Source organism: Bacteroides sp. 14(A) (genome assembly GCF_000526555.1).
Taxonomy (GTDB): Bacteria; Bacteroidota; Bacteroidia; order Bacteroidales; family Bacteroidaceae; genus Bacteroides; species Bacteroides cellulosilyticus.
In genome coordinates this window covers 1,428,737-1,454,263 of the sequence record NZ_JAGH01000002.1, presented here as the reverse complement: position 1 = coordinate 1,454,263, position 25,527 = coordinate 1,428,737, and the positions used below count along the sequence as shown (strand labels likewise).

General features: G+C 43.0%; 18 protein-coding genes. 6 read left to right on the top strand and 12 right to left on the bottom strand.

Going from position 1 to position 25,527, the window contains the following annotated elements:
• Positions 1-16: 16 nt before the first annotated feature.
• From K429_RS0112775 to K429_RS0112765, 3 genes are read right to left on the bottom strand one after another with little or no spacing between them, the layout of a single operon-like run.
• On the bottom strand, positions 17-994 hold the full coding sequence (locus K429_RS0112775; RefSeq protein ID WP_022209687.1) for a DUF5017 domain-containing protein: 978 nt from the start codon (positions 992-994) through the stop codon (positions 17-19).
• A gap of 33 nt (positions 995-1,027) precedes the next feature.
• Positions 1,028-3,067 carry a RagB/SusD family nutrient uptake outer membrane protein gene (locus K429_RS0112770; RefSeq protein ID WP_231501847.1) on the bottom strand — a complete coding sequence of 680 codons (2,040 nt, stop codon included), beginning with the start codon at positions 3,065-3,067 and terminating at the stop codon, positions 1,028-1,030.
• Positions 3,068-3,091: 24 nt separating this feature from the next.
• Positions 3,092-6,190 (bottom strand): TonB-dependent receptor, encoded by a 3,099-nt coding sequence (locus tag K429_RS0112765; protein ID WP_231501846.1) that lies wholly within the window; start codon positions 6,188-6,190, stop codon positions 3,092-3,094.
• A 335-nt stretch (positions 6,191-6,525) separates the two neighbouring features.
• Here K429_RS0112765 and K429_RS0112760 point away from each other — a divergent pair, with 335 nt between their 5' ends.
• The gene (locus K429_RS0112760; protein ID WP_007219450.1) at positions 6,526-7,575 is read left to right on the top strand and encodes a LacI family DNA-binding transcriptional regulator; all 1,050 of its coding nucleotides are present in this window, start codon (positions 6,526-6,528) and stop codon (positions 7,573-7,575) included.
• 237 nt (positions 7,576-7,812) lie between these two features.
• Here the strand turns inward: K429_RS0112760 and K429_RS0112750 are convergent, their stop codons facing one another.
• Together K429_RS0112750 and K429_RS0112745 are read right to left on the bottom strand one after the other, a co-directional pair.
• On the bottom strand, positions 7,813-9,891 hold the full coding sequence (locus tag K429_RS0112750) for a TlpA disulfide reductase family protein (RefSeq protein WP_026367162.1): 2,079 nt from the start codon (positions 9,889-9,891) through the stop codon (positions 7,813-7,815).
• 22 nt (positions 9,892-9,913) lie between these two features.
• Positions 9,914-11,287 (bottom strand): aminopeptidase P family protein, encoded by a 1,374-nt coding sequence (locus tag K429_RS0112745; protein ID WP_007219447.1) that lies wholly within the window; start codon positions 11,285-11,287, stop codon positions 9,914-9,916.
• A gap of 310 nt (positions 11,288-11,597) precedes the next feature.
• Between K429_RS0112745 and rpoN the strand changes: the two genes are divergently transcribed.
• The 5 genes from rpoN to K429_RS0112720 all read left to right on the top strand — a co-directional run bounded on the left by rpoN (position 11,598) and on the right by K429_RS0112720 (position 16,683).
• Complete coding sequence (rpoN, locus tag K429_RS0112740) at positions 11,598-13,088, top strand: RNA polymerase factor sigma-54 (RefSeq protein WP_007211886.1); 1,491 nt, start codon at positions 11,598-11,600, stop codon at positions 13,086-13,088.
• A 23-nt stretch (positions 13,089-13,111) separates the two neighbouring features.
• Entirely contained in the window at positions 13,112-13,777 is a 666-nt protein-coding gene (locus K429_RS0112735) for a membrane protein (RefSeq protein WP_007211885.1), read from the top strand.
• 81 nt (positions 13,778-13,858) lie between these two features.
• Entirely contained in the window at positions 13,859-14,239 is a 381-nt protein-coding gene (gene gcvH, locus K429_RS0112730; protein ID WP_007219446.1) for a glycine cleavage system protein GcvH, read from the top strand.
• 79 nt (positions 14,240-14,318) lie between these two features.
• On the top strand, positions 14,319-14,828 hold the full coding sequence (gene purE / locus K429_RS0112725) for a 5-(carboxyamino)imidazole ribonucleotide mutase (protein ID WP_007219445.1): 510 nt from the start codon (positions 14,319-14,321) through the stop codon (positions 14,826-14,828).
• Between the two features lie 13 nt (positions 14,829-14,841).
• Positions 14,842-16,683 carry a 4-hydroxy-3-methylbut-2-en-1-yl diphosphate synthase gene (locus tag K429_RS0112720; RefSeq protein WP_007219444.1) on the top strand — a complete coding sequence of 614 codons (1,842 nt, stop codon included), beginning with the start codon at positions 14,842-14,844 and terminating at the stop codon, positions 16,681-16,683.
• A 51-nt stretch (positions 16,684-16,734) separates the two neighbouring features.
• On the opposite strand, the gene K429_RS0112715 is transcribed toward K429_RS0112720, so the two are convergent.
• Genes K429_RS0112715 through K429_RS0112685 form a run of 7 tightly spaced genes read right to left on the bottom strand, consistent with a single transcriptional unit; the run spans position 16,735 to position 25,517 of the window.
• On the bottom strand, positions 16,735-17,502 hold the full coding sequence (locus K429_RS0112715; RefSeq protein WP_026367161.1) for a prolyl oligopeptidase family serine peptidase: 768 nt from the start codon (positions 17,500-17,502) through the stop codon (positions 16,735-16,737).
• Positions 17,503-17,509: 7 nt separating this feature from the next.
• Positions 17,510-19,234: a family 43 glycosylhydrolase gene (locus K429_RS0112710; RefSeq protein ID WP_026367160.1), complete on the bottom strand. Its 1,725-nt coding sequence runs from the start codon at positions 19,232-19,234 to the stop codon at positions 17,510-17,512.
• Between the two features lie 16 nt (positions 19,235-19,250).
• Positions 19,251-20,819, bottom strand: a complete 1,569-nt coding sequence (locus K429_RS0112705; RefSeq protein ID WP_026367159.1) for a sulfatase — start codon at positions 20,817-20,819, stop codon at positions 19,251-19,253.
• 4 nt (positions 20,820-20,823) lie between these two features.
• On the bottom strand, positions 20,824-21,678 hold the full coding sequence (locus K429_RS0112700; RefSeq protein WP_026367158.1) for an endonuclease/exonuclease/phosphatase family protein: 855 nt from the start codon (positions 21,676-21,678) through the stop codon (positions 20,824-20,826).
• A 15-nt stretch (positions 21,679-21,693) separates the two neighbouring features.
• Positions 21,694-23,007 (bottom strand): glucoamylase family protein, encoded by a 1,314-nt coding sequence (locus K429_RS0112695; protein WP_369796082.1) that lies wholly within the window; start codon positions 23,005-23,007, stop codon positions 21,694-21,696.
• A gap of 12 nt (positions 23,008-23,019) precedes the next feature.
• Entirely contained in the window at positions 23,020-24,687 is a 1,668-nt protein-coding gene (locus K429_RS0112690) for a glucoamylase family protein (RefSeq protein ID WP_044096647.1), read from the bottom strand.
• Positions 24,684-25,517, bottom strand: a complete 834-nt coding sequence (locus K429_RS0112685) for a LamG domain-containing protein (protein WP_026367155.1) — start codon at positions 25,515-25,517, stop codon at positions 24,684-24,686. Before K429_RS0112685 ends, K429_RS0112690 begins: the two co-directional genes overlap by 4 nt.
• Positions 25,518-25,527 lie beyond the last annotated feature (10 nt).

Genomic DNA, 25,527 nt, shown 5'->3' with positions numbered 1-25,527 from the left:
TGTATTTTTCAGAAAATTATTTTTCAACTATTTCTATTTCTATATTTTGCACAGATTCTTCAGTTCCAAAAGCGGTAGCATTACGCGACACTACGGTCACCGTAAACTTACCCGGTTTGTAATATGTGTAATCATAGAACCCCGGAACAACCTCGCTGTATGACTTAATAAGCGTACCATAATCAGGAATCACCTGGCTCGGATCGACAGGAGAAGTAATTACCCAGCTTTCAAAATCCTCCTTACCGTCAGGCATGCCTGCACAAGTAAGCGATGTTCCAAGTGTCCACTGATAAGCGGGGAAAATAGCACCGGTCTGATCTTCCTGCAGTTTATTCGTAGTTGTACCACATTTTGCAAAAGAAGCATTTGTCCATATTGTATAAGGAAGAGCATCCGTTTCAACTGTATTATTAAGATTGAATGAAGAGATTGTATATCCTTCCTGTTTCTGTCCCTTTTTCGCAGTATAACGGAAAGCAAGATAGATATCCCGTCCGTTCCATTCTGACAAATCTATTGCTCCGGAATTAACATTAACACCTTTTTTAGTCCCCTCAACAGGCCATTTCGCTTTTTCAGAAATATCCAGCCAAGTGGCACGTTTTATTCCCTCCATGGTGATGTCACCGTCAAAGTCAGTAGAAAGAAGAAGCTTGATTTCGGCATACTCCTCCAAGTTATCTCCATCTTTTTTACAATTGAAAGACAGGACTGGAGAACCATTCTCCCTTCCGCGATTTCTATAGATATAACGCGACCCTTTTATCGTTCCTCCCATCGTTCCGCCATTATAATTATCAACTCCGGTAAAAATCGTCACGAAATCAGCTTCTCCTGAGAAGTGGAAGCGAACATTCTCTCCAACTTCGTATACATTCTTTTCAAGCCTAGTCACAACAGTTGATTCGGTCACGGTGTCAACTTGGCAGGACACAACGACTAAAGCGGCGACTAAAGCGGGAAACAGGTTTCTAATTATATTTCTTTTCATTGTCTCATACTTTTAATAATGTTAAATATACAATTACCAGCCTTCATTCTGTTTCAATTCAGGATTAAGCATTATTTCTCCGGAAGGGATCGGAAGGTAATAATGAACATCGGACACATTGTTGCCAGGAGTCATGATATAATCAAGTTGCGCTCCATTGACTCCTTTTGCATTCCTGCCATCATCCCTCGTAGCCTGAAGCACCTCCACAAGATTGTGCCAACGTTTGAGGTCTAAACGTCTCCAGCCTTCAAAGCATAGCTCCCTTGCTCTTTCATCCATAATAGTCTGAAGGAATGCCTCCTTTGAGTCTGTAGCTTCAGCAGGCAATTCATAAGACGGACTCTCATCCTTCATCACTGCGATTGCCGTAGCACCGCTACCCTTAGGACCTTTCCCGCCCTCGAGTGACCTGATCACCACCTTCGGAGTTTCACTATAGGCATGTCCCCTGTCGAGCAATACTATTGACTCAATAGGTCTGGTGGCTTTAGTGTCCGGTTTCCCGTCAGAACCAAGAATCTCAGGCAACTTGGCAGTAGCAATTGTAAGAGGACCTTTAACGTCTCCGACACGATATGCCTTGGGAGATTTGTTCTCTTCCGTTGTGCATGTGACAGATGCAGTATTGTCGGTAACATCTACAATTTCCACACAAACTTCATCAATGGTATAATTTTCTCCCGGATTGGTAAGTTCAATATGATCAATAAACTTGCGACCGTCCATCTGTCCGTATGCCCTTTTTCTCACCGCGTTGACATAGCCTATAGCCTCAGGTGTCGAACCATTATTTATCTGACACAATGCTTCGGCTGCCATAAGCAATACATCGGAATAGCGTACTATACAGAGGTTGGTTCCTGTATTACTCTGATATGCAGGCCAAATCTTTGCATACTGACGGTTGAACTTGTTGACCTGACGATCATAAACCAATCTGTCATTATCAGGATCCTTATGCGAACCGAAATAAGTAAGAACAAGACGATCGGCACCATCAAGCTTCGTAGGGGCATTGGTAAACGGAGCGATAGCCCAGTTACGTCTTTCATCATAAGAGCCTAACAATGCCTCAGTATCCTGCTCATAATATGAAAACATTCTTTTGGTGATCTTCATTGTATTATTAACCATAAAGGACACATTTGCTACAGCTTTGCTGCAATTGGTACCAAGCGAGGTCGACAATGAAGGAAAATATTCTTTCAGTCCGTCAGACGTACTTTTACAATACGCTTCTATCTCCCATAGATTTTCACGTATATCATACTTGTCCTGAATAAGCGGAATGAATGCTTCTGCAAAATTAGGAATCAAGCTGTGAGCAGGATCGTCGATGACCATCTTTGCCCATTTGTATGCATCTTTGTACCTTTCAGTGTTGTAGCAAGGGAATCCGGCATTGAAAAGGCAGACCCTTGCCAGCACTCCCCTGACAGCAGACTTGTTGATTCTTCCTCCAAAGTTAAATTTGGTAATCGGAAAGACCTTACTCTCTGCCTCTTCCATCTCGCGAATTACAAAATCGTATATATCAGCCTCCTCTGCCTGCTTTGCAGAAGTACTATTAACATCCGAAGATGCCTCCGTTACAAGAGGAACCCTTCCATAATTTTGTACAAGATTGAAATAACAGAATGCCCTTATAAATTGCACTTCACCTTCCATGGCGAGCTTTGTTTCTGTTGTCATCTTGGCATCAGGAAGATAATGAAGGAACTGACAGCAACGCTGAATCGCCGCATAAAGATTCTTGTACATAGTAGCATTAGGAGCATATCCGGAAGTATAGCTATACACCTTAGGACCTGTTCCGGCTGCTGCATTATACATTTCATCCGTCACATTCCAGATGACGAACTGAGAGTTCATGCTTCCATCAAAAAGTCCTCCTCCCGGTACGCTAAGAGCGTCATAACAACCCACTAAAACCTTTGCGCATGCCGCACTATCTTTGAAAAATGTATTCGGAGTGTCCGAATCTATCGGATGCAAATCCAAATTAGACAAACAGCCTGTAAGAGAAAAAAATGCAATTCCGAACAATATACTTTTAATAAACTTATTCATATCCATATAAATTATTATATCACATTAAAACGAAATTTGTGCACCAAATATGAATGTACGTGGTACAGGGTATGCCGAATAGTCATAACCTGGAGTTCTTGCATTCGACATCGTGCTGACGGTAGGGTCCTGTCCCGAATATCCCGTCACCGTAAACAAATTCTGGGCAGAGAAATAAATCCTCATGTTGCTAACAAAAAACCTCTGGCTCACCTGAACAGGCAGAGTATATCCTATATTCAAATTTTTCAGTCTCAAATATGAGCCGTCCTCTACATAACGGTCACTGCCCCAAGCCGTATTGTTTGCAGATCTTGCACGCGGAAGTTTTCCGTTAGGATTGTCCACGGTCCATCTGTCAGCATACGAAGCAAACTGATTGGAACTCAATGATCTGCCTTCTTCTAAATAATAACGGTTCATATTAAGGATATCATTGCCGTAGCTGAATGTAAAGAACAATGACATATCAAAATTATAGAATCTGAAAGTATTTGTTATACCGCCCGTAAAATCAGGATTCGGATTACCTATAATCGTCAAGTCTTCTTGAGTAATCTGAAGATCGCCATTCAAATCCTTGAATTTCTGATATCCGGGAAAGACTCCCTTTCTGTTTGCATGAGTTGACTGTGAAACTACATCATCTCTCAATATCCAGCTGCCATCGCTTCCCTTACGGAAATCTTCATATTGATAAAGACCGTCTGTAAGGGCTCCGTACATCATACCGATAGGCTGGCCCACCTTCGCAATATACAATGCAGCCCCATTCGGAATCTTCAGATTATCAGCAGGAAGCACACTCTGGTTATTGGCAAGTGCAAGCACTTTGTTCCTGTTGAATGAAATATTGAAATCGGTAGTCCAGTTAAAATGCCTTCTCTTCATATTAACAGTGTTTAGAGACAGTTCGAAACCTTTGTTCTCCACCCGGCCTATATTCCTATATGCTGAACCATAACCGATATGGGCAGGCAAAGTGGCATTGATCAGAAGATCTTTAGTATCTTTCTTATAATACTCGGCGGTCAAGTATATTCTATTGTCGAAGAAGCCCAAATCCATTCTAGCATTAAAGGTATATGTGGTCTCCCATTTCAATTTAGAATTACCTATCGATGAGACAATCGCTCCCGTTGTAGGATATTCATCATTGAATGAATAGTCATAATATGTCCCTCCGGAAGAAAATCCCATCTGCGGAAGATAAGCGTATTCTCCGATACCATTATTACCGGTAGACCCATAGCTCAAGTTAAGCGATCCTTCGCTAAACCATGATCCGATATTGTTCTTGACAAAATTCTCATCTGAGAATCTCCACCGAACGGCTCCTGAATAGAACTTGCCCCACCTATTGTCACGTGCAAATTTTGAAGAACCGTCCGCACGCATCGTAAACGTCAGATAGTATTTTCTGTCATAGTTGTAATTCGACCTAAAAATAAAAGATTGTATTGCCCATTCTGTCAACTTCTTGGACATGATTTTCTGAGACAGCCCTTCATCAAGTGCCTCTATTCCTCTCCATTCTGATGTAATAGGAATCTGTGTAGCTTTTGCTTCGAAGATATCCGAAACATTTTTCTGCTGAGTACAACCGACAGTTACGGCAAGGTCATGAATATTATCGAACTTTTTGTTGAAGTTCAAAGTGTTCTCATTCAAGACATTGTTAGTTCTTGTTACTCTTCTCGAACCGTTAATTCCGTCATTTCTTCCTGGAAGTGTACTTCCGGCTTCTGTCTTGGAATTATTGAATATATCAGTCTGGGATTCAGTACTCGTATAAGAAATCGAAGTAGTAAATTTCAGACATTTGAGAATATTCCAATTGAACATGGCACTGGTTCTCAACTGTCTTGTGATATATTTCTGATCAGTATTTTGCGTCTGGAGCAATGGGTTGAACATCGGCACTCCACTTTCCGGCCTTTCAGGATCTTCAAGTTCATGGGTCAAGTCCACACCGTTTGTGGAAATAGGCCTGTATGACCACACTTTATACATATAAGCAGAAGATCCCTGTCCATAGTTAACTTGCATACCAGTTCTTTCCTTCTCCGCATAATTCGCTCTCATGACAAGCTGCATACGATTGCCTATCTTCTGGGTGATGTTCATGCTGCCAACATAGTTCTTCATACCGGTATTGAGAATGATACCCTTTTGATTGGCATAATTGAATGAAGCCATATATGTGGTCTTCTCAGTACCGCCAGATGCGCTTACGCTGTATTCGTGCATCTGTCCGAGCTGACTGATCTCATCTTGCCAGTCAATAGGTCTCACATTCTTATAGTCATCGAGTGTCCATGGAGTTCCATCCGGATGAGGATCCCTACCATCGAGATACATAGAGCCATAAGCCGCATCAAGTTCATTCTGAAGTCTGACAAATTCATAAGGTGACATCATTTCATACCTATTATAGTCTTTCGACAAGCTATAACGGTACTCGAAATTAATTTTCGGAGCGCCCTTTGAACCGGAATCGGTAGTAATAACAATCACACCATTAGCACCGCGTGCACCATATATGGCTGTCGCCGATGCATCTTTAAGTATCTCGATACTTTTAATATTCTGAGTAGGAATTGACGAGTTATCGGGAGACTCTAGTGGAATACCGTCTACCACATAAAGAGGAGCATTGCTCTGGGTTACAGAATTGCTACCCCTAATCAGAATGTCCGGAAGACCTCCAGGCTGTCCATCCCCGACATTGACCTGTACACCGGCGACCTTGCCGGCAATAGCATTTTCAAACGTCACTGCCTGAAGCGCCTTCATATCCTCAACGTTGACAGAAACAACGGAACCGGTAAGATCCTTTCTTGCTACCGGACCTCCGTATGGAACCACCACCACTTCCTCGAGCATTTTCGCATCAGGTTCAAGAGAGATTCTCAATTTCTCTCCCCCTTTTGTAACCCGCACCTGATAATCTTTGTAACCAATGAAAGAGACAGTGACAGTCTGTCCGACAGGTACTCCTGTAAAAATGAAATTCCCATCTACATTTGTGGATACACCTTTGGTACTGCCTTTGATATAGACGTTAGCTCCTATGACAGGAGTATCGGTTTCATCAACGACAGTTCCTTCAACGGTAACCATCTTAGTTTTTTCCTGTGATCGGACTGGCATGATGCCTGCAAATGAAACCAGCAAGCACATCAGAAAAAAAACAATTTGTTTTCCTGATCTTGATTGAATACGATTTAATGTTAACATACTTTGGCATTATAAAAATGATTAGAATTAATATATTGAGAAATGTTTCGATCTGGGCTATTATAATAGCTTTTAACGCAAGCAAATTTATATAAGTACAATCAATTTTAATAGCATAATGCCTCAAAAATCAACGGAAACGTTCCCGGGAACGTTTGGATTTTGCAGAATGTCTAAAAAGTTGTAAGTTTGCAGACAAACCTACAATCATTCATGTTATGGAAAAGCCAATTACAATAAAAGACATAGCAAAAAAACTCGGGTTATCCACCTCCACAGTTTCCAGAGCTTTATCGGACAGTTGGGAAATAAAGAAAGAAACCAAGGAGCTGGTTATCAAGACTGCTGCAGAACTGAACTATCATCCGAACACGCAGGCAAAAGGGTTGGTCACAAAGAAAAGTTATACTATCGGAATCGTTGTGCCTGAATTGGTCACATCTTTTTTTCCTATGATTATATCCGGAATACAAAAAATACTAATGCACGAGGGCTATCAGATCCTCATTACTCAATCCAACGAATCCGCTGAAACAGAGCGTACCAATCTGAGTCTTTTAGAACAACACATGGTAGACGGTATAATAATATCCACGACATCTGACAGTTTCGTCAACTCTGATATGTATCAAAGCCTACAGGATAATGGGATTCCACTTGTGTTTTTCAACAGGGTGCCTTCCAACATTGATACTACAAAAATTATTATTGACGATAAGAAAATGGCCTATTCGGCAGTGGCTCATCTTATAGGTGAGGGATACCGGAAAATATTTCATTTTGCGGGTCCAGAAAAATTGGATATAACGAAAGATCGTATGAACGGATATATAGAGGCCATGCAGGATGCCAATCTCCCTATTTCAGACTCTACCATCATTCATTCCGGTATTTTTATTCGTGATGGAGAACAGACTATGGAAGATATACTGTCCGGAAACGGTGAAAAACCGGATGCTATATTTGCATTTAACGATCCTGTTGCTATCGGAGCGATGAAAGCCTTGAAACGGCACGGATTGAGGATACCGTATGATGTCGCTTTTGTCGGCTTTTCAGAATCGGATATGGCCACTGTCGTCGAACCTTATTTGACGTCTATAGAACAGCCGCGTGTCGAAATCGGAGAGATTGCAGCAAGCTGCATGCTGGACAAGATTCGTACAAATAGATTGCTCAATAAAAAAATTGTACTGGATGCCAAATTGAATATCAGGGAATCATCGCATAAAAAACACAATTATGATAAAGACACTATTCTAACATAGGAGGGGTAGTGATTGACCTTAATCTGTAAGTAAGCCCTCGTAATGTTCACTTCTTCCTCCTTTACTTGGTTGAACGTGAGGAACACAGGCAAAGTGAATTTCAGAAATTCGGTATACCATTCATCACCAAGATCAAAAACAATATGAGAAACTCCCTGATAAGTATACCCGCCATTGATGTCAACCTTATCAATGACGGGCAACTTGAAATCTTTTAGAACTGACGTTAGTATATGATCAATCAGCGGAAGAATTTAATGCTTTCAATAACTCACCTTTCACCGTATCCGTTCCCGGAAAACCTACTGACCGGTACGTTTGTTTCCCTGCACGGTCGAGCACCAGATAAGTAGGTACGCCACGGACTTCGAATTTATCACAAATAGCTGCCCACTGAGCATTGGTCAACCGGTAATGCTCACCATGAATATCGGGTATCATATTGTTCCATGTTGTCTCCGGAGAATTTTCACCGGCAATAAAGACATACACGATATCTTTATCTATCAGCTCCTCCTTCATGGGTTTCATCATCTTCATAGCCATCTTACAAGGTCCGCACCAGGTGGCCCAGAAATCAACAAGCACTACTTTACCCTTGAACGGATCGACAATGACTTCAAAAAGGGCATCGTTCTTCACATCTTCGGGCAGAGTACGAACCATAAAACTGCGCTTCTTCTTATTTTCTTCTATCTTCTGAAGCAGCTCCGTATTCATTGCAGTCAATTGGTTCAGGAAATAGGGATTCTCAATCGTGCGTAATGTAGCAAAATCGTCTTCAGACAAAGGCATAAAATCTTCCAGTTTTGAAGCACATTGCATTGCTGTCTGCACATCATGATAAATACCTTTACCTCCTATTAGCTCTCCAACCGCCTTCTGATTAGCTTCCAAAGCCACTTTGCCACACTCCTGAAAGAGGTTGTCATACTTATCTCTCAGCACCCTCATTATAGAAGCATCCTGCGACGAAGGATTATCACGGTATTTCTTCATTGCTTCCTTATCCTCCGGACTTACCTTGGATGAGTCAAGCAGGTAATCAAAAATACCGACGGTCTTAACAGACGGCAAATGGATGTATGCAGTATTTCTTACCATACCGGAATAATTGAAGCAATACACAGACTTGGGTGAATTGATGTAATCCAGTTTACTTAAAAAGTCAAAATAGCCATCTGACGTTTTTTTTGAGAGATACTCCTTACCGGCATCACGCAACGACAGTCCTTTTTGCTGAGCATAAGCCTGCAATAGCTGATAATCATATCCACATAACAGCCCATACAATGCATCTTTATTCAGCACAGTCAACAATTCCGCATAAGCTGCACTTATTTTCTTATTGGCACGGATCACATTGTCCGCTTCTTCATATTTCCGCATGCAATATGCTTTATACTGATCCGGAGTCATGTCATATAAGTCTTTCAACTCAACAGAACAAAGAGGAATTTCCAGTCCGGAATTCATTTCCGTATTCAATCCTGCATTCAGTCCTTCAAAATAAACCTTCTTCCCTTCAGCCTTCGTGTCTTTCTGTAAACGACTGGAAGCACGCGTCATTTCACGAAGATTTACGGTAACCTTGGTTTCTCCACCCGGAGACAACAAAAAAGAAACAACAGATCCACCCACACTTAAATAGGCGACAGAAGGGTGTGAGACTGATATTTCCGTATGGAAATTTCCCACTTCATCCAACTCTAACTCTGTATTCTTTTGTCCATAGGGAGATAAGAAATCAGCAGAATGTAATTCAGCTTTCATCCGGAATGAAGGCTTATAATCCAAAATACGACCACTAATGATAGCTGTTCCCTCTTTGATTTCAGGAGTCGGCAAAGCTACAGCAGTCATTTTTCCTGCCTTCTCTAGACCTTTAAGCAATTGGAGCTTAGGCAACTTTCCAGTCAGGCTGATACCGAAAAGATTAAAATCTCTCTCACCTTCCCCTTCCACAAAATCGAATGATTTTACAGATGGTGGCAAAGGTGGAAATATCAAAGAGAAAGTGGCCTCTCCGGATTCTGGCATCCAAAATTCCTGTCCCAACTCAAGACCTACTCCCTGCCGCACCTGATAACGTTCACCATTATCTGCCACCAGACAAGTAGCAGGGGCAATACGTATCCAGTACTTTGGAGTAAATTTTGCATCCACATCAATCACGGTAGCTGTATCCGATAAATGAACGGCAGCTATCTCAATGGTTTCCGTTGCCTTTGCTATAAACGGAGGGCGATTAATCGTCTTCTGTGCATTCAATGCACTCCAAGACAAAAGACACAATAAGAATAGTAGTTTTTTCATTAGACTCATTCTTAAATTGATACTATCGCAAAGCTTCCACTTCTTCCGGAGTCAATGGTATCTTCTTGCCTAAGCGGCGGGCACCGGTTTCTGTAATAAGATAATCTTCTTCATTGCGAATACCACCGAAGTCACGATATTCTTCCAATTTGTCATAATTGATAAAGTCTGTGAATTTCTTACCTTCTTTCCACATGTCAATCAATTCGGGAATGAAGTAGATACCCGGTTCAACGGTATGTACAAAGCCCGGTTCTAAAGGAATGGCAAGACGTTGAGACTTACGTCCGAACTGTGTGCTCTTGGGTTGACCGTTATAGCCTACCCACACTTCGCCCAGATTTTCCATATCATGCACATCCAGTCCCATCATGTGTCCCAGACCGTGGGGATAGAACAATGCATGAGCACCTTCGCGCACTGCATCATCCGCATTTCCTTTCATCAGACCCAGTCCTTTCAAACCTTCTACCATTACGCGGGCAGATAAGTCGTACACTTCCATATAAGGAATACCCGGACGGAGAGCCTTTACAGATTCCAGATGCATAGCATTCTGAATTTCGTAAACGGCACGTTGCTTCGAAGTAAACGTTTTATCGGCAGGTACAGTAGACGACATATCACCACAATAGCCCGATGGAAGTTCCGCACCGGCATCGATCAGAAACAAGTCACCCGATTTAATTTTATTACCATGATAATGATTATGCAAAGTCTGTCCGTTGATTGTGGCAATTGTAGGGAAAGAAAGTTCACAATTATTCATTTCGGCTACACGGTTCATCTCTGCCACAACTTCATATTCGTACATACCCGGACGAATCACTTCCATCGCCTTGATATGCATGTCGGCAGTCACATCACATGCTTTTTCTATTTCTGCAATTTCTTCGGCAGATTTATAATTACGCTGTGCCACCACCGCACGGATAAACGGTACGGAACCTTCCTGGCGTGCAGGCGGAATACCCAGCCAATCCATGAGTTTCAGCTTATGTTCGGGACGGTAAGGCGGAAGATAATGCACTGTCTGACCTTTTTGTACGGCTTTGTGCAGATAGCTGATAATCGCGACGGAAGGAAGCGTCTCCCGAATGCCTACCCGTTCACTCTTCTCTTTCAGAGTCGGCTGCGTACCCATCCATACAATATGATCGATAGTCAGTTCGTCTCCGAAAATGATTTCTTTGTCCTCATCGATGTCAATGATAGCGGAAAGTCCGGCAAACGACAAGCCGAAATAGTAGAGGAAAGTAGAATCCTGACGATAACGGAAAGCATTATCTTCATAATTCAGTCCTTGTTCGTCATTTCCCAAGAATAGTAACACTCCGGAGCCAATATTTTTTTTCAGCAGGGCTCTGCGCTGCACATAAGTTTCTTTATCAAACATAACGTTGCAATTTTTTAAGTTGATACGCACAAAGATAATGCAAACCGAAAGCAGCACAAAATAAGCTTGCCTATTTTTATTGCTGATGTACAGCTTATCTTCACTTTTAGCAAAGATAATGTAAATTAGGCGCCAATCTTTCATGCTTGCATGAAAAACTTATGCCGAGAACATTTCGCGTTCCCGAACTATTCACTATTTTTGCAAAAAGTGTGAAGATAAGTTGCGCCTCGGCATAAAAAATGAACGAGTTCATTTTATTCTGTCTCGTTTGCATTATCTTTGCGGCGAGTAAAAGAAAAGAATAAGTATGGCACAAGGTTCCAGACAAGTACAAACTCAAGCGCAGCAACAGGTACAGACACTGTCGCCCCAGCAGATTCTGGTAGTGAAGCTATTGGAATTGCCCGCTGTAGAACTGGAAGACCGTATACATGCGGAACTTCTGGAAAATCCGGCTCTGGAAGAAGGAAAGGAAGATACGGCAAGTGACGACTTTTCTGAAAATTCCGATACGGAAGGTTCCGCAGAAGACAGCGGAGCCAATGAATATGATTCATTAAGCGACTATTTGAGCGAAGACGATATCCCCGACTACAAATTGCAGGAAAACAACCGTAGCAAAGGTGAACAGGCCGAAGAAATACCTTTCTCCGACGCCACTTCTTTTTACGAAACCCTAAAGGAGCAACTAAGCGAACGTGACCTGACCGAGCATCAGCGTGAACTGGCGGAATATCTGATCGGATCATTAGATGACGACGGCCTGTTACGTAAGTCTCTGGATAGCATCTGTGATGAACTCGCCATCTACGCCGGCATCGAATGCACCCAGGAAGAATTGGAAGAGGCACTGAAGATCATCCAGGACTTTGATCCCGCCGGACTCGGTGCACGCAACCTGCAAGAATGCCTGCTCATTCAGATTCATCGCAAGATAGAGCAACAGCACTTCACCCCGAACCCTCTACTTTATATAGAAGAAGCGATCATCTCCGAATGTTACGAAGAATTTACCCGTAAGCATTGGGACAAGATACAGCAGAAGCTCGGACTGGAAGAAGATGCTTTTGAACAGGCTATCAAAGAGATCTGCAAACTCAATCCGCGTCCGGGTGCCTCTCTGGGTGAAGCCATCGGCCGGAACATGCAACAGATCATCCCCGACTTCATTGTAGATACATACGATGACGGTACCATCAATCTGGCTCTGAACAACCGGAACGTTCCGGAACTGCGTATGAGCCGTGATTTCACCGAGATGGTGGAAGAGCATACCAAAAACAGGGCTAACCAGTCGAAAGAGTCGAAAGAAGCCATGATGTTCCTGAAGCAGAAGATGGATGCAGCACAAGGCTTTATTGATGCCGTGAAGCAACGCCAGAATACATTAATGACTACCATGCAAGCCATTATCGACCTGCAACGCCCGTTCTTCCTCGAAGGAGACGAATCATTGTTGCGCCCTATGATATTGAAGGATGTTGCCGAACGTACCGGATTAGACATTTCAACCATCTCCCGCGTCAGCAACAGCAAATATGTGCAAACCAACTATGGCATCTATTCACTGAAATTCTTCTTCAGTGATGGATACGTCACCGAAGACGGTGAGGAAATGTCTGTACGTGAGATTCGTAAGATATTGAAAGAATGCATTGACAATGAAGATAAAAAGAAACCTTATACAGATGATGAACTGACGGATATACTGAAAGAAAAAGGATATCCTATAGCACGCCGCACGGTAGCCAAGTACAGGCAACAGTTGAACATACCGGTGGCAAGACTGAGGAAGTAATTATTAATTTGAGAACTCTATTCATGGAAGAACAACATATTGTAGCAGACAGGACCTTAATCCGGACAGCCCGGGTGATATCGGCTATATTCACGCCGTTTTCCATTCCATTCCTGGCGTTTCTGATTCTGTTCCTTTTCTCGTACCTGCGCATCATGCCTATACAGTATAAGCTGATTGTGCTTGGAGTAGTGTACTGCTTCACTATTCTTATGCCTACGCTCACCATCTTCCTGTTCCGTAAAATCAATGGTTTCAGTCCCGAAGACTTGGGTGAACGTAAGCGGCGCTTTATGCCATTCTTGCTTACTATTACTTCATACGTATTCTGCCTGGTGATGATGCACCGCCTGAATATCCCTTGGTACATGACGGGGATTATTCTTGCTGCATTGATCATGATGGTTATCTGCATTGTTGTCAATCTGAAATGGAAGTTAAGCGAGCACATGGCAGGTGTAGGGGCTATTGTAGGAGGGCTGGTATCTTTCAGTGCCTTGTTCGGATACAATCCGGTATGGTGGCTATGCCTGTTCATCCTGATTGCAGGTGTCCTGGGCACAGCACGTATTATTTTACAGCATCATACATTGGGAGAGGTACTGGTAGGTTTTGCCGTAGGATTAATTTGCTCTTTATTAGTGCTTCATCCACTGAGTAATATCCTGTTCCGTATTTTCCTCTTTTAAGAGAAGTAAAAAGGGCTCACATTGTAATTTATAATTAGTAATTTGTAATTATATAAGTATTAACCTTTAAAAATAATGATCATGAATTTCCCAGAAAATGTAAAGTACACCAAAGAACACGAGTGGATACGCCTTGAAGGCGATGTAGCTTATGTAGGTATCACCGATTACGCCCAGGCACAATTGGGCGATATCGTATTCGTAGATATCCAAGCAGAGGGTGAAACATTGGCAGCCGACGAAGTATTCGGGACCATTGAAGTAGTGAAAACCATTTCTGATCTTTTCTTGCCCGTAGGCGGAGAAATCCTGGAACAAAACGAGGCTCTTGCTGACCAACCGGAACTGGTTAACAAAGATCCGTACGGTGAAGGCTGGCTCATCAAAATGAAACCGGATGCTGATGCAGATTTCGATTCATTACTGGATGCTGCTGCCTACAAAGCGTTGATTAACGATTAACTATTAGTGGTTAGTGATTAGCATTGATATTGAGAAGTTTGCTAATCACTAATCACTAAACACTAATAACTAAATAATTATGTCTCCATTAGTAAGCATCATCATGGGCAGCACCTCCGACCTTCCTGTTATGGAAAAGGCCGCTCAACTGCTGAATGATTTACATGTACCGTTCGAAATGAACGCTCTTTCTGCACACCGCACTCCGGAAGCTGTAGAGGATTTTGCAAAGAACGCCCGCGGACGCGGCGTTAAAGTGATAATCGCAGCCGCCGGCATGGCTGCCGCTCTGCCCGGAGTCATCGCTGCTAACACTACACTACCTGTCATCGGAGTTCCCGTTAAAGGTTCTGTGCTGGATGGCGTAGATGCTCTCTACTCTATCATTCAGATGCCTCCCGGAATCCCTGTAGCCACAGTTGCCATCAATGGCGCCATGAACGCTGCCATTCTTGCTATACAAATGCTAGCTTTAAGCGATGCCGATCTCGCTGAAACTTTTGCAGCCTACAAAGAAGGGCTGAAAAAGAAAATCGTAAAGGCGAACGAGGAGCTGAAAGAAGTAAAGTACGAGTATAAAACGAATTAAAAAGGAGTAATTAGTGGATTTATTCAACTATTCCCGTCGGGAAACATCAGAAGTAAATATTGGAGCCACCCCTATGGGCGGCTCCAATCCTATACGCATACAGAGTATGACAAACACCGCCACACAGGATACAGAAGCCAGCGTGGCACAGGCTAAACGTATTGTAGATGCCGGAGGTGAATATGTACGTCTGACAGCACAAGGCATTAAAGAAGCGGAAAACCTGATGAACATCAATGCCGGTTTGCGCCGGGACGGATATATGGTTCCACTGGTTGCCGACATCCACTTCAACCCAAAGGTAGCAGATGTAGCAGCACAGTATGTCGAGAAAGTGCGTATCAATCCGGGAAACTATGTAGATGCCGCACGCACCTTCAAGCATCTGGAATATACAGACGAAGAGTATGCACAAGAGTTGCAGAAGATACATGACCGATTCGTTCCTTTCCTGAATATCTGCAAGGAGAATCATACAGCTATCCGCATCGGTGTAAATCATGGCTCACTGTCCGACCGCATTATGTCTCGCTACGGCGATACACCGGAAGGTATGGTGGAATCATGCATGGAGTTCCTGCGCATCTGTGTAAAAGAAGACTTTACAGATGTTGTTATCTCCATCAAAGCCTCCAATACAGTAGTAATGGTAAAAACGGTTCGCTTGTTAGCTGCTGTAATGGAAAAGGAAGGAATGCAATTCCCGTTGCACCTTGGCGTTACAGAAGCCGGGGATGGTGAGGACGGACGTATCAAGTCTGCATTGGGCATCGGTGCATTGCTAGCCGACGGCCTGGGTGATACCATCCGCGTTTCTTTGAGCGAAGCTCCGGAAGCAGAAATACCTGTAGCACGAAAGTTGGTGGATTACATCATGCAGCACCAGGATCACCCTTACATACCCGGAGTGGAAGCAGAAGGTTTCAACTATCTTTCTCCGGTACGACGTGAGACAACTGCCGTACGCAACATAGGTGGGAATCACCTGCCTGTAGTCATTGCCGAACGCATGGACGGAAAATTTGATACGAACCCGCAATTCATTCCGGATTATATCTACGCCGGACGTGCCTTACCGGAAACTCGTGAAGAAGGAGTGGAATACATCCTGGATGCGGATGTATGGGAAGAAGAGCCTGGAACCTATCCGGCTTTCAATTACCAGCAGATGCCACTTATGGGCAATTGCCAAGCCGATTTGAAATTCATGTTTATGCCTTACATGGCACAAACGGAAGAAGTGATTGCTTGTCTGAAATATCATCCTGAAGTAGTCATTATATCACAGAGCAACCATCCTAACCGACTTGGGGAACATCGTGCTTTAGTTCACCAGTTGATGCAGGAAGGACTGAAAAATCCGGTTGTATTCTTCCAGCACTATGCTGAAAATGAAGCAGAGGACTTGCAGATAAAATCTGCTGCCGACATGGGAGCACTTATCTTCGACGGTCTTTGCGATGGTATTTTCCTGTTCAACCAGGGAAATCTCACTCATGCCGTAGTAGATGCCACAGCCTTTGGTATTCTGCAAGCAGGACGTATACGCACCAGCAAAACGGAATATATCTCCTGCCCCGGATGCGGACGTACCCTGTTCGACCTTCAAAGCACCATAGCACGTGTAAAAGCCGCTACTTCACACCTGAAAGGATTGAAAATAGGTATTATGGGCTGCATCGTCAATGGTCCCGGAGAAATGGCTGATGCTGACTATGGCTACGTAGGTGCCGGACGTGGGAAAATCAGTCTGTATAAGAAGAAAGAATGCATTGAAAAGAATATTCCCGAAGAAGAAGCTGTAGAAAAGCTGATTGAGCTGATTAAAGCTAACGGGGATTATGAAGAAAAATAGTTTAAAGAAAAATGGCAAGCAGGATAAATCTACTTGCCATTTTTCTTTAAACTATTTCTTCTGACTGAACAGCCAACTCATAAAGTCGGGATAATTGAAAGCCGGATTCCAGCTACCATGATTACATCCCGGAAACTCAATGTATTCCACATCAGCACCTTCCTTCTTCAAAGTCCTGTATGCCGCACGCGAACCTTCAGGTGTAACCACATTGTCAGCATCACCGTGGAAAATACGAAACTTTACAGACTTGACAGCTTTCAGGCGCGCCACATTTACTGTACCGCAAATAGGCACAGCAGCAGCAAATATCTCCGGGAAACGGACAACCATGTCAAAGGTTCCCATTCCTCCCATAGAAAGTCCAATGATATAAATACGCGATTTATCAACCTGAGGCATTGCCAGATAAGTATCCAGCAAATCCTTCACTGTCTGAAAAATCGGAGTTATCGGTTCGTTCAACGGCATCTCATTCGGCAAAAATGATTCAGGACGTGCCGAGTATGCCCAATAGCCCGTTTCGGGACACTGTGGTGCGAGCACGAATGCCGGGTATTTCTCCCGGTTCACCGGATTCAAAAACATCTGTCCACCATGGGTCAATTGCCTCTCATTATCATTACCACGCTCCCCTGCACCATGCAGAAAGAGCACCAAAGGATACTTCTCACTCTTTTTCATGTTCTCCGGTTGCAGCAAGCGATACTGCAAGGTATCTCCCCGGGAGGAGATAAAGGTTTCTTTCTGGTAGGTTTCCTGAGCAGACAAAGGTAACAGGAAGAAAAGAACACAAATTGCACTGATTAATCGTTTCATAGCATTGTTATTTTACATGTTTCACTTCTGAACGTAAAGATACACCATTCTCATTAAATGCTTCCACACAGAAGTAATAATCCTGATCGGTGGTAAGAGATTTCATAAGTAATTCATTATTTCCATATACCATCCAAGAGCTATAAAGTTTATCGGGAGCAATACCCCATAACACATTATATCCCTGTGCACCTTTGACCGGTTCCCAACTGATAGTAATATCACGACGGTCCGCGTGGCGATCAAGGGTTAATTTCTTCGGCTGTTGCGGTGTTTTCCCCATATCCAATCCAAATACCCGAAGTTCAGAAATTGCCAAGTTCGGGGTCGGTACATCTATGTTCTTATAGCGGATATAACGCGCAGATTGGGATTGTCCGAGTTCAACATAATCATTCGGGGTATCTTTATAACTTTCTTTGCGGTCAACCAATATTTCCCAATTCTGTCCATCCAGTGAACCCTCAATCACATAGCGGTGGCGAAGCCCTTCATAACGACCATACATATCACTTTGGTAATCATGATAGTTGATCTGAATAGCAGATACAGCAGCCGGTTTTTCCAGATCAATCATTACCCATTGGCGTTCATCGTTAGCCTCAGCCAACCAGAATGTCTTAGTCAGTTCATCAGTCAATGCAGAAGGTTGGAACTCTCCTTTTACAGTAGAGGCGGTAACCGGCTTGCCGTAAGAGAGCAACATCCACCCTCGGAACTGTCCTGCCTTACCCGGCACGGCAGGAGCATAACGGGGATAATCTCCAAAACGGGTATCCACATACATAACACCATCTTTATCGAATCCGGCAGGAAACATACAGAGACGACGTTCCCAGTTCACATTGATGGAAAGAGACATCGAAGCAAAATGCCAATACCGTCCGCCGGGACCAAGCACAGTGCTTCCATGCCCGGCACCATTCATATAACCACCCGGTTTATAAGATACCGGATTATGTTTCTGATAGGTATAAGGTCCCATCGGATGATTTGCTATGTATACTCCGTCTGCATAAACATTGAATTCCGTACCCGGCGCACCATATTGCATATAGTATTTACCATTATATTTTGTCAACCAGGGTCCTTCAATGTAACCGCCCAATACTGTATCCGTATGATTCTCACCAAAACGCTCCCAACCATGTTTAGTCATATCCAGATTGAAAAGTTCTTTCGTCTCCCCTTTCTTTGTGAAACGGTGATTTTTATCCAATTCCATACCCCGGATAGGGTAAACATTGGAAGATCCCCAGAACATATAAGCTTTCCCATCGTCATCAATAAACAAATCAGGATCTTGCAGATTATGCAGAATGGCAGGCGTAGCTTCCCAATCACCGGAAGCAGGATCATCGGTATAAAGGATGCTCATAGAACCTGAAGGATCGCCTGCAACATAAAGCACAGAGTCCTTATAATTGTGTGCAGCCGGAGCATTGCATCCTTGAGGATACCAATTCTTACCGGGACTTACAAACTCCCAGTTCAATAAATCCCTGGAACGCCAATAGCCGTGCGAGCGCGTTACGAACATATAATATTCCCCGCGAAATTCCACTACTGCCGGATCGGCCCCCGAACGGTAAGAAATATCCCGGTCGGAATTATAAATCATATAGGTATAATCTATATTCAAGGGATTACAATATGTATCCTGACGCATATCCTGCGCCGGAAGAGTAGTCCACGCAATCAGGCAGACTATAGTCAATAACAGATGTTTCATTCTTTCGTTCTTTATATTACTTGCACAAATTCTGAGGAACTTCATATTGTTTTTGTAAACGTGCAAGTTCTGCCATTAGTTCAGCAGTTACTTTCTCCATTCCTTGCTTTCCGTACAGATTGTGCATTTCTGTCGGATCAGTTTTCAGATCATACAGTTCCCATTTGTCTTCCACATAGAAGTGCATTAATTTGTAGCGTTCCATCTTTACACCATAATGGGCACGGACACTATGAAATCCGGGAAATTCATAATAATGATAATAGAGCGATTTACGCCAATCACGCGGTTTCTTTCCCGTCTCTACCAACTTCCGGAACGATACGCCCTGCATATCCCGTGGCACTTCGATACCGCACATATCCAGAAAAGTAGGAGCAAAGTCTATGTTCTGCGTCAGTCCTGTTACCTGAGTTTCCGGCTTGATATGTCCGGGCCAGCGCATAACCATCGGCATGCCGAAAGATTCTTCGTACATGAAACGCTTATCAAACCAACCATGTTCTCCCAAGTAGAAGCCTTGATCAGTAGTATAGACTACAATCGTATTTTTATCCAGTCCGGTACGTTTCAGATAATCGAGAATTTCTCCCACACTTTCGTCTACACTCGCTACAACTCCCATATAATCTTGCAGGTAACGCTGATATTTCCATTCCGCGATTTCTTTGAATGAACGTTTTCTGGAGTGGAATTCATTATTTCTATCACGGTATGCATCAAGAAAGCGACGGCGTTCATCCGGTTCCATTGTCCCCAGAAAAGCATGCGGCCAAGGGTCGAACAGTAAACTGTCACTATCCATACCGGTAACCATCTTCAGATCGTGTCCTTCGTACATGTCACAATAGATATTCATCTTTTGCATCTGTGCCGCATAACGGCCCTCATAAACATCAAAATAATTATCAGGAAGTGGAAAAGTAGTATGCTCATACAGATGGTAATGTCTTTCTGCAGGTACCCAGTTTCTATGAACAGCTTTGTGATGCATCATCAGAAAGAAAGGTTTGTTCTTGTCTTTCCGTCCGTCGAGCCATTCTTCCGTGAATTTAGTAATCAAATCCGTCACATACCCCAAATGACGTGTGGTATCATTTTCAGTAATAAAATGCGGATTACAATATTCTCCCTGATCATCCAGAATCATCCAATGATCGAAACCTGTAGGCTTAGAAATAAGATGCCACTTACCAATAACAGCTGTCTCGTAACCATTTGCCTGCAATATCTTCGGAAGGGTTTGTTGCGTACCGTCAAAACCTTTCGCCCAGTTCTTCATGAAACCATTTTTATGGCTATGTTTACCCGTAAGTATGGCAGCACGGCTCGGCCCGGAAATAGAATTGCAACAATAGTTATTCTGGAAAACCGCTCCTTCATGCCCGATACGGTCAATATTCGGAGTCGGTGCCACTTTCCCTATAGGATGACCATAAATACTCATAGCCTGACGGGCATGGTCATCACTCATAATAAAAATGATATTGGGGCGTTCGTTACGGACTTCCTGCCCTTGACCTTGCACAATGGAGGAAGGCACAAAAGGTAAGGCGAAAAGCCCCAAGGATAATTTAGAAGTCATGGCACTATCGAATTGTCAGATTAGCCAGAATAGGTGCATGGTCGGATAAATAGCCATTGTCCAGCTTGTCTGCTATCACTCTGAATTTATTGGCTACCACCTGTCCATTGACAAAAATAAAGTCGATCAACTGGCGTTCTTCAACCGGGATGCGCCCAAAATTATGGAAACTCCACGCAGGACCATAAACTACGTCAGATGTGGAATAAGTATTCTGCATCCCCCCTTCCGTAAGAACAGAAATCGGGTCTGAATCAACAGTACCATTAAAATCTCCCATAATAACTACCGGTAAATCCGAAGCTATCTCACGTATCTTTGCAAGCAACAAAACTGCACTTTCACGACGGGCAACCTTACCAATATGGTCGAAATGTGTATTAAAAGCAGCCAATTCTTTACCACTGACTTTATCTTTAAGAACAGCCCACGTCACAATCCGTTCGCAAGCAGCATCCCAGCCTTTTATTCCAATAGAATCGGGTGTTTCACTCAAACCGAAATTTCCACTCTTCACAAGATCGAAACGATCGGTCTTATAGAACAGGGAACAGTATTCCCCTTTTTCTTTTCCATTGGCACGCCCCACACCTAAAGCCGTATATTGTGGAAGACGGTTCTTCAGGTCGTCCAACTGGTTCTTTAATACTTCCTGCATACCTACTACATCCGGAGCATAATAAGTGATCATTTGTGCCGCAGCATCTTTACGATACTTCCAGTTGTTCAAACTATCCGCTACATGGTCCAGACGAATATTGAATGACATCACATCAACCTTAGCTTCCGGCTGCTTGCTGCACGAAGCAACAAGCAGAACGAAAGCAACTAATACACTATTAAAAAACATGTTTTTCATAATTATGTAACCTTTTTAATTTAAGTATGGTGTTTTAAATCCTAACTTCTTCAATCCTTTTTGTACATCCGGATGACTCATAAACAATTTCCATATTAAACCTGTACGATAATTTTCTATCATAACAATAATAGGTCCCTGATCTATAGCCAGATAAGATGGCGCAAACCAGTCAGCAGTCAGGTTAAATGCATCCTTGAAACCATATTCTCCCCAAAGCTTATCGCCAAGCTCTTCATAGAAATAGCGCATGGCTTGCAACGAATATTCCGGTGCATAAGGAATAGACGACAAGGCAGCTGTTGGGGTAATAACACCGCGGTCATTACCAGGACAATGCGCAGAGTAACCTTTATCACCATCACTGGCTGTCAGTCCCCAGCACTGTTCTCCATACCCTTTATACCCCTTCGGATTATCTATGCAATAAGCACGATTAATCAGGGTATGTGCTTTCATCTGTTCTTCATAATCAGCATAATAATCTTTCAAACCACGCGGATCAAGTCCCATATAAGAATAATGGGTAAAGAACAAAGGTCCGCCATAATCACTTCCCAATGGCAAGGTTATGTCGTAATACTTCTTACCATTCTTGAAAACGATAGAATTAGCCCACCCTTTATGATATACCGACTCTGCAATGGGATAAGTGGGTGAAGAAGCAGCAAGTATATACGTAATATGACACTCATTATGCCCTTTTATCTGATGGTTCATCGACCAACCGTTATTGGGTGACCAATGCCAATAGAGTACATCCTCACCACCTTTAGTAAACCAATTCCATTCAGCCTGACGCCACAGGTCATTAATAAGAGCACGGATACGTCTTTCCACCTGATTATCTTTGTTGAAATACTGATGTGCAGCCAGCAACCCTTCGAACATGAAAGCAGACTCTACCAGATCGGCACCATCATCTTTCCGGCTGAAAGAAATGGTTTCTCCATTCTGCCCATTTATCCAGTGCGCCCAAATGCCATGGTAACTGTCCGTATTCTTATCATTCAGAAAGCTGACTATTTTCAGCATACGCTCTGCCGCTTGTTCACGCGTTACAAATCCACGTTCTGCACCGACAATAATAGCCATTACCCCAAAACCGGAACCACCAATGGTAACAATATCGTCATTACCGTTACTACGTTCGCGTGCCAAGCCCGAAACCGGATGTCCATAATCCCAGAAATAACGGAAAGTCTGTTTCTGCACGAGGGTCATCAGTTCTTCATCAGACAAGTTCTTCTCCTTCTTAGCACCAGAAGCTGCCGGCAGCAGGCTAAACGGGTAAAGCAGAAGCATCACATATATTATAAGTCTCATCATATATTCTATTTATCAGTTTAGTGCAGGGCTTTCAAAGCCTAACTTTTTCATTCCCTGCTGAATTTCCGGAATAGCCATGAATAAATTCCAAAGCATTCCTGTCCTATAATTTTCTATCATACAAATGATTGGTCCCTGGTCGATAGCTATACACTGGTTATCATACCAATTAGCTGTCAGGTTGAAAGCATCTACGAAACCATAATCTCTCCAGAGTTTATCACCCATCTTATAATAGTAGAAGTGCAATGCAGACATCGACTCTTCCGGAGTATAAGGAAATGCAGACAATGCAGCCGTAGGAGCAATCACTCCTTTATCATTTGTAGGTGAATGTGCCGAATAACCATTATCACCATCACTAGCTGTCAGCCCCCAACAAGAGGCTCCATAACCAGCATATCCCTTAGGATTCTCCTTACAATAATTATAATTGATCAGAGTATGGTTTTGATTCTGTTCCCAATAATCAGCATATTGATCTTTCAGTCCTTTCGGATTAATGCCCAAGAAGGAATATTGAGATAAAAATAACGGTCCACCCTTATCAGCTCCCAGCGGAAGCTTGTATCCATAGTAGGTATTACCATTCTTCAAACCGCCATTCCTTGCCCATCCAGCTTCATAAACCGCCTTATCGATAGGATGAGTAGGAGAAGAAGCTGCAAGCACATAAGTTATCAGGCACTCATTCCAACCTCTGATCGGAAGATTCTTCTCAAATCCATAGTTCGGGCTCCAATGCCAATACAGAACAGACTCTCCACTTTTCTGAAACCAAGTCCATTCAATAGCTTCCCACAGGCGGGTTATATCAGAACACAATTTACTCTCAGCTTCCGAACCGTCCTTGAAGTATGCACGTGCTGCAAGTAGTCCCTGGAAAAGTAAAGAGGTTTCTACCAGATCCGCACCATCATCTTTATCACCAAATGGCTTTGTCTCACCAGTTGCACCGTTAATCCAGTGTGCATAGGCTCCATGATAACTCGTACACTCTTTATCCAGGAAAGTTACAATCTTCTGCACTCTTTCAAGAGCTTCCTGTCGGGTTACAAATCCTCTTTCAGCCGCTACCAGCATCGCCATCACTCCAAATCCTGTTCCTCCGGTAGTAACAACATCACCGGAAGTTGTTCTTTCGCATGCCATACCGGAATGTGCATGACCGAAGTTCCAGAAATACTTAAAAGTTTGTTTCTGCACCAAAGTTAATAAATCCTCGTCAGGAATGCGATCAAACTTATCCGAATCATCCATCCCTGTACGGATTTCATAGACTTTGCCATTGGTAAGAGATACTCCGGAAGTGGATTTCACCCCCGGATTGATCACCAGTTTATATGAGGAAAAACTTTTAAAGCCACCTGTTGGAGTCAATGAGAGTTTATCCTTTCCCTGTAGTTTTGAATCATACGCCACCGCCTGATCATTCAGTTTCAATATGATATTACTCTGAATCGTAGCTTCATCCACTGCATCTGTGAATGTAAGCACAATACTGGCATTGGGAGCTACATTTTCAAAGGAACTCTGATCCTGTTTCTCACCAATGGATATACTTTGCAGTTCAAATTTTCCGGGTGCTTCCGAAGCATCATCTTTACTGCAAGAAATCAGCAATAAGGACAGTATGAAATAAACAGCTCTCATATTCACTCTATTTCTAACGGTCATCATTCTTTACCTGAATAAAGTTGCTTGATATCAGAAGCAGATATAGCTCTGTCATAGAAACGGAACTGGTCTAACTGTCCCGGAAAATTGGATGCCCAACTCTGTGCTCCTGCACCTTCTGTCAAACTGGGTTTTGTGCTAAACTGAAATGCTCCGATAGCAAATGTACCCAAATCTTTAAATTTAAGCTTTCCATAACCGGGCAGCTCTTTTGTAAATGCACTTTCACCATTCCGGTAAACTGTTACTGTCGAATTACTACCATCATAAACAAATGCCATATGAACCCATTCGGTACCAAAAACATTGTCTATCTTAGCTTCTACCCATCTCTCATCATTGTCCTTCACGGATGTACAGTTATACAGATGCATCTTGAAGAAAGCCTGGGTCTCACTACTTGTATTTTCCAGATAGATATCAAAGTTACCCCAGAAAGTCTTGGTATTAGGAATACTGAAGACACCATATGCGGAAGTATTTCTCGTTGTTTTCATCCAGAAAGCCACCGTACAACTTCCTAAATCGGGTATAGAATCGGTCAGATAAGAAGGAACACGGGCTAACAGATACGTATCTTTTGTACCTTGATAAGCTTGTCCGTTGATTCCATCAGTATAAGTAATATCCCCTCCGGCACTCATGAGGAAGGTGTAATTACCCTTATCACGCATATCATTCTCAAAAGGCAAGAACAATTTCATTGGTGAGAACACTTTGGGAGCAGAACTATCCGGATAATCAAAAGCCGGATGATCCATATCCTGAAAACAAGATTGCAAAGTGAGTGCTGACACACAAAATGCCAACAATAAATTAATATATCTTTTCATGGTCATTACT

What these genes read in the sequence shown, in the direction of transcription:
- K429_RS0112750 (WP_026367162.1), bottom strand. Translation starts at nt 9,891, where the DNA reads ATGAAAAAACTACTATTCTTATTGTGTCTTTTGTCTTGGAGTGCATTG.
- K429_RS0112760 (WP_007219450.1), top strand. Translation starts at nt 6,526, where the DNA reads ATGGAAAAGCCAATTACAATAAAAGACATAGCAAAAAAACTCGGGTTA.
- K429_RS0112685 (WP_026367155.1), bottom strand. Translation starts at nt 25,517, where the DNA reads ATGAAAAGATATATTAATTTATTGTTGGCATTTTGTGTGTCAGCACTC.
- K429_RS0112775 (WP_022209687.1), bottom strand. Translation starts at nt 994, where the DNA reads ATGAAAAGAAATATAATTAGAAACCTGTTTCCCGCTTTAGTCGCCGCT.
- K429_RS0112715 (WP_026367161.1), bottom strand. Translation starts at nt 17,502, where the DNA reads ATGAAACGATTAATCAGTGCAATTTGTGTTCTTTTCTTCCTGTTACCT.
- K429_RS0112745 (WP_007219447.1), bottom strand. Translation starts at nt 11,287, where the DNA reads ATGTTTGATAAAGAAACTTATGTGCAGCGCAGAGCCCTGCTGAAAAAA.
- rpoN (WP_007211886.1), top strand. Translation starts at nt 11,598, where the DNA reads ATGGCACAAGGTTCCAGACAAGTACAAACTCAAGCGCAGCAACAGGTA.
- K429_RS0112735 (WP_007211885.1), top strand. Translation starts at nt 13,112, where the DNA reads ATGGAAGAACAACATATTGTAGCAGACAGGACCTTAATCCGGACAGCC.
- gcvH (WP_007219446.1), top strand. Translation starts at nt 13,859, where the DNA reads ATGAATTTCCCAGAAAATGTAAAGTACACCAAAGAACACGAGTGGATA.
- K429_RS0112710 (WP_026367160.1), bottom strand. Translation starts at nt 19,234, where the DNA reads ATGAAACATCTGTTATTGACTATAGTCTGCCTGATTGCGTGGACTACT.
- K429_RS0112770 (WP_231501847.1), bottom strand. Translation starts at nt 3,067, where the DNA reads ATGAATAAGTTTATTAAAAGTATATTGTTCGGAATTGCATTTTTTTCT.
- K429_RS0112705 (WP_026367159.1), bottom strand. Translation starts at nt 20,819, where the DNA reads ATGACTTCTAAATTATCCTTGGGGCTTTTCGCCTTACCTTTTGTGCCT.
- K429_RS0112765 (WP_231501846.1), bottom strand. Translation starts at nt 6,190, where the DNA reads ATGGTTACCGTTGAAGGAACTGTCGTTGATGAAACCGATACTCCTGTC.
- K429_RS0112695 (WP_369796082.1), bottom strand. Translation starts at nt 23,007, where the DNA reads ATGATGAGACTTATAATATATGTGATGCTTCTGCTTTACCCGTTTAGC.
- K429_RS0112700 (WP_026367158.1), bottom strand. Translation starts at nt 21,678, where the DNA reads ATGAAAAACATGTTTTTTAATAGTGTATTAGTTGCTTTCGTTCTGCTT.
- K429_RS0112690 (WP_044096647.1), bottom strand. Translation starts at nt 24,687, where the DNA reads ATGATGACCGTTAGAAATAGAGTGAATATGAGAGCTGTTTATTTCATA.
- purE (WP_007219445.1), top strand. Translation starts at nt 14,319, where the DNA reads ATGTCTCCATTAGTAAGCATCATCATGGGCAGCACCTCCGACCTTCCT.